The sequence below is a fragment of the Bartonella sp. AP150HLJHH genome (genome assembly GCF_042196385.1).
Lineage (GTDB): Bacteria > Pseudomonadota > Alphaproteobacteria > Rhizobiales > Rhizobiaceae > Bartonella.
Map to the genome: position 1 here is coordinate 1 of NZ_JBHIQC010000104.1, position 1005 is coordinate 1005.

The following is a 1005-nucleotide window of genomic DNA, read 5'->3' on the forward strand; positions in this document are numbered from 1 at the left end:
CTTGATTGATCTGTTCAATTTGTTGATCATCACGGAGAACACGCTTGACTTTCATACGCAAGTGAAAGAATTCCCCCGTAAAACGTGGGTCATAGCTAACGAAATCACACCATTTTCGTCCTGTACAAGCCATTTGGAATTGCATTTGTGCGTGATATTCTGGTTTGATTTCGTCACCTATACAAAAGCGCATATGTGTTACTGATCTCGGGCATTTGACTTCGATTAAACCGTCTTCTCCAATGAGACCATCGGGGCTAGCCCCCGCCATTTCTATTGTGGGGTGTTGGATAAAGCCGCATTTTGTTATATCGGCATCATAAATGAAGCCATATTCTCTCAAGGCATCTTCTTCATGTTCGATACCCCATCTCATATCTTCAGTTTCATAATAAGGGCTTGTTTCGCCTGTTAAGCGCTCCGTTATGAGTTTGATTTTGTAGTCTTCATATTTGCTCGTAGGCAATCCTTTTGCTGTCTTACTGATAATGTTGTAAACATTAGATGCGGTGACTTTACCCAAGCGCGCTTGAAACCATTCTGCTGTTCTTTGTTCCATCTCACACCGCCGTTCTTTGTTCTTGTGGTCCATATTCGATATCTTGGACGTGAATATATTCGGCATCTTGTATAGGCGCCTCTATTTGCTTTTGTTGTAGGAAAGATTGTTCTTTTTCATGCTGTCTCTTTTGCAAAACATCCAAAATCCTTTGTGCTACTTCATCAGGAAGATCTTCAAGCTTTTGGACTCGTCCATACTCAAGGACTTTTTCCTCTTCTGTTTGAGTGATGTTTATTAATTGTTTGATTTGCGTAAGCACATCATAAGAAACTAACTTCGTTTGTACGTTATGGTTTGTTTCATTGATACGTTTTGCTTCATCTTCTTCATAAATACCGGAAAGCCCGAAAGCATAGCGAGCACATTGTATAGTGGCTTTATGGCGCAACATACGTGCGGGGTATTTTTTCCAAGGGTCACTGTGGTCTTGTTCGCATTCTTTG

Annotated in this window: 2 protein-coding genes; both read right to left on the bottom strand. The window is 40.9% G+C overall.

The window, feature by feature from the left end:
• A partial coding sequence (locus ACFING_RS09895) for a lambda exonuclease family protein (RefSeq protein WP_375630795.1) occupies window positions 1–559 on the bottom strand: 559 nt, incomplete at its 3' end.
• 1 nt (window position 560) lies between these two features.
• On the bottom strand, window positions 561–1005 hold a 445-nt coding region (locus ACFING_RS09900), incomplete at its 5' end, for a recombinase RecT (protein ID WP_375630797.1).